The organism is Streptomyces sp. T39 (assembly GCF_008042045.1).
Lineage (GTDB): Bacteria > Actinomycetota > Actinomycetes > Streptomycetales > Streptomycetaceae > Streptomyces.
Window position 1 is genome coordinate 1 of sequence record NZ_RDBP01000218.1, and the last position, 4,700, is coordinate 4,700.

8 protein-coding genes are annotated in these 4,700 nt (G+C 65.5%); 4 read left to right on the forward strand and 4 right to left on the reverse strand.

The genetic code is table 11. The annotated features are described in order from the left end of the window. Positions 1 to 350, reverse strand: a 350-nt coding sequence (gene thyX / locus EAO77_RS37250) for an FAD-dependent thymidylate synthase (protein WP_147992693.1), incomplete at its 3' end; no start/stop codon positions are given. A 115-nt stretch (positions 351 to 465) separates the two neighbouring features. After that, on the reverse strand, positions 466 to 666 hold the full coding sequence (locus tag EAO77_RS37255; protein ID WP_147992694.1) for a hypothetical protein: 201 nt from the start codon (positions 664 to 666) through the stop codon (positions 466 to 468). Between the two features lie 454 nt (positions 667 to 1,120). On the opposite strand from EAO77_RS37255, the gene dcd reads away from it, so the two are divergent. Beyond that, a complete protein-coding gene (gene dcd / locus EAO77_RS37260) occupies positions 1,121 to 1,708 on the forward strand; it encodes a dCTP deaminase (protein ID WP_147992695.1) in 588 nt (195 codons plus the stop codon). A 9-nt stretch (positions 1,709 to 1,717) separates the two neighbouring features. Next, the gene (locus tag EAO77_RS37265) at positions 1,718 to 2,119 is read left to right on the forward strand and encodes a hypothetical protein (RefSeq protein WP_147992696.1); all 402 of its coding nucleotides are present in this window, start codon (positions 1,718 to 1,720) and stop codon (positions 2,117 to 2,119) included. 67 nt (positions 2,120 to 2,186) lie between these two features. On the opposite strand, the gene EAO77_RS37270 is transcribed toward EAO77_RS37265, so the two are convergent. Next, positions 2,187 to 2,402 (reverse strand): hypothetical protein, encoded by a 216-nt coding sequence (locus EAO77_RS37270; protein WP_147992697.1) that lies wholly within the window; start codon positions 2,400 to 2,402, stop codon positions 2,187 to 2,189. Between the two features lie 11 nt (positions 2,403 to 2,413). Further along, positions 2,414 to 2,611 carry a helix-turn-helix transcriptional regulator gene (locus EAO77_RS37275; protein ID WP_147992698.1) on the reverse strand — a complete coding sequence of 66 codons (198 nt, stop codon included), beginning with the start codon at positions 2,609 to 2,611 and terminating at the stop codon, positions 2,414 to 2,416. Positions 2,612 to 2,694: 83 nt separating this feature from the next. Here EAO77_RS37275 and EAO77_RS37280 point away from each other — a divergent pair, with 83 nt between their 5' ends. Both EAO77_RS37280 and EAO77_RS37285 read left to right on the forward strand, forming a co-directional pair. Beyond that, the gene (locus tag EAO77_RS37280) at positions 2,695 to 3,288 is read left to right on the forward strand and encodes an endonuclease VII domain-containing protein (RefSeq protein WP_147992699.1); all 594 of its coding nucleotides are present in this window, start codon (positions 2,695 to 2,697) and stop codon (positions 3,286 to 3,288) included. 383 nt (positions 3,289 to 3,671) lie between these two features. Then, on the forward strand, positions 3,672 to 4,700 hold a 1,029-nt coding region (locus tag EAO77_RS37285), incomplete at its 3' end, for a tyrosine-type recombinase/integrase (protein WP_147992700.1).

A 4,700-nucleotide genomic window follows, 5' to 3' on the forward strand; every position in this document is an offset into this window, starting at 1 on the left:
GCGTCGGGGAGGACGTAGAACACCGGGTCCAGACGGCGGTAGCGGCCGGACTCCTCGTTGTACGACCAGCCGACGCGGTGGCGCATGAACTCGCGGAAGACGAAGATCGGTGCGCTGATGAAGAAGGTCATCGAGTTGTGCTCGAAGGGGCTGCCGTGGCGGTCGCGCATCAGATAGTTGATGAGTCCCTTGGAGCGCTCGGGGTCCTTCGAGAGCTCGTCGAGCGACTGCTCACCCGCTGTGGAGACCCGGGCGGCCCACAGCACGTCGGAGTCACCGGCGGTGTGCTTCACCAGGTCGACGGTCACGTCGCTGCGGAAGGTGGGCGTGGGGGTGTCTTGCTGGGACATGGGCAGTACCTCGCGGTCCGGGAAGGGGATGCTCCCAGCGTTGCACTGCTCGGGGAAGATGTTCCCCTGGACGTGCCTGTGCCCCCGCCGCGGGGGCGGGGGCACAGGCGGGGTGTCAGCGGCTCATCAGGTAGGTGATGAGGATGCCGGCGCCCCAGCTGCCGAACTTGCTTACGGCTCCGTAGAGAAGGTGACGGCGGACTTCGCGCTGATGCCGGTCGTACCGGCCGCGGAGGTCCAGGCGCTTGATCGCGCGACGGCATGCCTGAGCAGCCCGTCGTGCGAATGTGACACAGGAGTTGCTAGTCTCATCCACGTGAATCGATTCCTTTGCTAGGAGGCATTGCTTCACGCTTGAGGAGCCTCACCCGACCATTGGCCTCGGAACCGGAGTCGGGTTGTGGCTCCTCCTGCATTGGTGGACATCTTAGAGGGGACGCGCAGGCCGTCCCCAATCGGACAGTCGCCACGAGTCGTGCTGTCAGGGCCAATTGGGTGGTGTCGGGGAACCCATAGGCACGCATCGGAACGCATCGGAACGCATCGGCACTGTTTAGCCCGTCCCGCACCGCGCCAGATTGTGTTTCACATCACATCGACGATCTTTGGGCTTCTGCATGCCGCCACCGTAGGCGAGTTGGGCATGACCGTGTCGGCGGGGGGGTGCGGTGACAGGCGTATCCTCGCCACCTGGAAATTACTACTTCCCCGGCAACTCGGACGAACTGGACGAGGGGAACGTCTGCGACGGCCGGCTCTACGCTCGCAGGGTGCTCCTTTCCGACCGTGACATCGAGGCCGCGATAGCTGACGGCCGTATCGGCATCACCCCGTACGAGCCTGCGATGGTGCAGCCGGCGTCGCTGGATGTGCGCCTGGACCGCCAGTTCCTGGTGTTCGACTCGCACCGGTACGACTGCATCGACCCGGCGGTGGAGCAGCGGGACCTGACGCGTCTCGTGGTGGTGCCGGAGGGGGAGGGGTTCGTGCTGCATCCGGGGGAGTTCGTGCTGGGGTCGACGTTCGAGGCGGTGGCTCTGTCGGCGGATGTGGCTGCTCGGCTGGAGGGAAAGTCGTCGCTGGGCAGGCTCGGGTTGATCACGCATTCAACGGCGGGGTTCATCGACCCGGGGTTCTCGGGCCATGTGACGCTGGAGCTATCGAACCTGACGCGGCTGCCAGTGAAACTGTGGCCGGGCATGAAGGTCGGACAGCTCTGCTTCTTCCAGTGCTCGTCTGCGGCGGCCGCGCCGTATGGGCAGGGTGCGCGGGGGTCGCGGTATCAGGGACAGCGCGGCCCGACCGCATCCAGGTCGCACATCGGATTCCACCGGACGGCGAGCCATGGTCCCCACTAGGCTCCCCTCATGGATGACGAGTGGGAGGCGGGGGCTGCACCGTGGCTGCGCCGCCAGCAGCCGAAGACAACGTATGCCAACGAGCCGAACCCAGTGCAGTGCATGTTCTGCGGCAGCCATACGGTCAAGCGATCCGCTTCCGATCGTGATGCAGACCCAGGGCGCCTTGAGTTGTACTGCGACAACCAGCTCTGTGATGCGCGCGAGATGGTGCTCCTGGTGAAGCGGGACGGCGCCGAAGCGATCTTTCGTGCCGACGTGAGGGCTCTCCATTTGATCGATAACGGAACCATGGACGTGCACGCAGTGTTCCCGCCTGAGGTCAAGTCCTACACAATGTCTGACCTGCTGGCTGATCACGGCAACGAAGTGGAGCGCAGGATGCGAAAGGCGCCCCCTGTCGTCGACTAACCTGCACGCGACGGTGCCCCGCCTGCTTGCTTCAGGCGGGGCACCGTCGCGTTCGGGGTAGTGCTCCTCACTGATCCGTGATGCGGATGGTAGTGCGGTCGGGGGCGGGACTCTTCTGCGCGTCGAGGATGTCCCGGACCTCGCGGATCGGTGTCTTGAAGCGCATGGCCACCTGCATCAGCGGCCCGTGCACCCAGCCCTTCCGGTAGTCGTGCTGGTACGAGCGGCTGCGCTTGAGGGACTTCCAGTACAGGTACATGCGACGCTCGCGGGTCTGCGCCATGGTCGTGGTCCTCACTGCTCGGTGATCTGTCGTTTCGGGTGCCGCGTCCGCCACTCATCCAACTCACCCTCTGGCCAGAGGGATGTGCGCCCGATCTTCTTCGGTTTCGGGAAGTCTGGGGAGCGACTGGCCAGGTTGTAGAGGCTCTGGCGGTTGATGCCGAGTCGTTCTGCTGCTTCGTCGGAGGTCAGGTAGCCGGTCAGGTCCATGGGTTCACCGTAGGCGGGGTGGAGTAGCTTGACTACTGCTACGCTTAGAGTAGCTCAACTACTCCAAGGGGGATAGGGGAACGATGCAGGAAGCGCTGACGGCCGAACTGGAGAGACGCTGCGGCTACTCGGGGTGTGAGGTCGAGTTGTCGACCGTCAAGGGGCTCCACCCGAAGTCGAAGTACTGCACTGACTTGTGCCGCAACCGAGCCCATCGGGCGAACCGCAGACAGATCGCCGCGAACCTGACCAGCAAGACCTGCCCCGATTGCAAGGAGGAGAAGGGGATCGACCAGTTCACCCGGCCACACTCGCCGTACTGCAAGGTATGCACCGCCGCTCAGCGCAAGGAGAAGTACAACCGGCCCGGCGGCGGCAAGGACATGGTGTACGCCAAGAACCTTGAGCGGAACTACGGCATGACCATGGAGCAGTATCAGGCGAAGGTTGCCGAGCAGGACGGGAAGTGTGCAATCTGCGGCATCACACCGGACCATCGCCTGCACGTCGACCACGACCACCGGACCGGTGCGGTACGAGACTTGCTCTGCCGTCCGTGCAACTACGCTCTTGGTAACGCTCAGGACAGTTTGCGCATAGTTCGGGCGATGGCCGCGTATCTGGAGTGCCACGCACGCAAGGACGCAGAGCCAGTCGACGAACAAGCCGCCGCTTAAAACGGCTCCTGACGAAGAATCGAACGGATCGAACGGGCCCCGGCGCGCTGAATGCGTCGGGGCATCCTTCTGTGATCTCCCTCGTATAATTTCCCTTGTAGGTGGCTCTTGCCTGAGCCGCCCTGAGAGGGGATCAGCGTGACAGGCGAACCGCCTCCCGAGATTGACGTGAACACCATGCGAGCGATCCGAGACGCCCTGCGAGACCGCGAGCAGCGCATCGTGGACGAGATGCTCCAGGCGCCCGACTACCCTCCGCTGCCGCCATGCCCCCACTGTGGTGCGGCATCCCAGAACATCGGGCATCACAAGGACCTCATGTGGTTCCAGCCTTGCGGCCACCGGTTCACAATCAGCATGGAAGTGAAGTTGGCGCTGCTCCCATGAGCGAGAACGACCAGGAGGTGGTCGACGCCGAGCTGGTGGACGACGACCACCTCCCCGCCCTCACCAGGCCCGCGCCGCCCGCCCGCCCGGCCGTCGACCGGCACACCGTGCTCTACCCCGGCCAGAACCTGCCCACCGAGGACGACGCCCCCCGGTACACCGAGCGGGACCTGTACGTCTCCGAGCGCACCGCCGAACGGCTGAAGAACCAGTCCGCGCCAAAGAACACGAGCGCGAACTACGAGTCGCAGCGGAACCTGTTCAAGGCATGGTGCGCCCAGCACGGCCGGGTCGCGATCCCGTGCACGACCGCGACCTACGTGGAGTACGTCGCCCACCTCATCGAACTCGGGCGGTCCCCGAACAGCATCAGCGCGGCCATGTCGGCGATCCGGACGGCGATGCCCGAGGACATGAAGCCCGGCACGAAGCAGGCCCGCGGCATGCTCAACGAGTACCGCAAGGAATGGAGCAAGCGGACCGCGGTGCGCAAGGCCCCGCCCATCACCGACGCCCTGCTGCGCGCCATGGTCGCCTCCTGTGACCTGACGACACCGGCCGGCGTGCGGGACCGGTGCGTGCTCCTCCTCGGCCGCGGAGCCCTCAACCGGCGTATCGAGCTCGCTGACCTGTCGATCGCGGACGTGTCCGTCGACGACGACTTCGTGACCCTGCACATCCGCTCCTCCAAGACCGACCAGGACGGCAAGGGCGAGCACACGGACATCCCCGCGGACCCGGATCCCCTGCTTGACCCGGTGGCCGCGGTCCGGGACTGGCTGACTGTGCTGCACCGTCTCGGGGTGAGCGAGGGGGCGTTCTTCCGGGCGCTCACGTCCCGCGGCACGCTGCAGAACCGATCTGTTGCGACCGAGCGCGGGAACTACGTGACCGGTGACGCCATCAACGACTGGGTCCGCGGCCGCGCGCACCGTGCAGGGGCGAAGAACTGGCAGCAGATCACCGCGCACGGGCTGCGCCGCGGCGGAGCTCAGGCCATTGCGGCCGTTGGCGGGGACCCGACG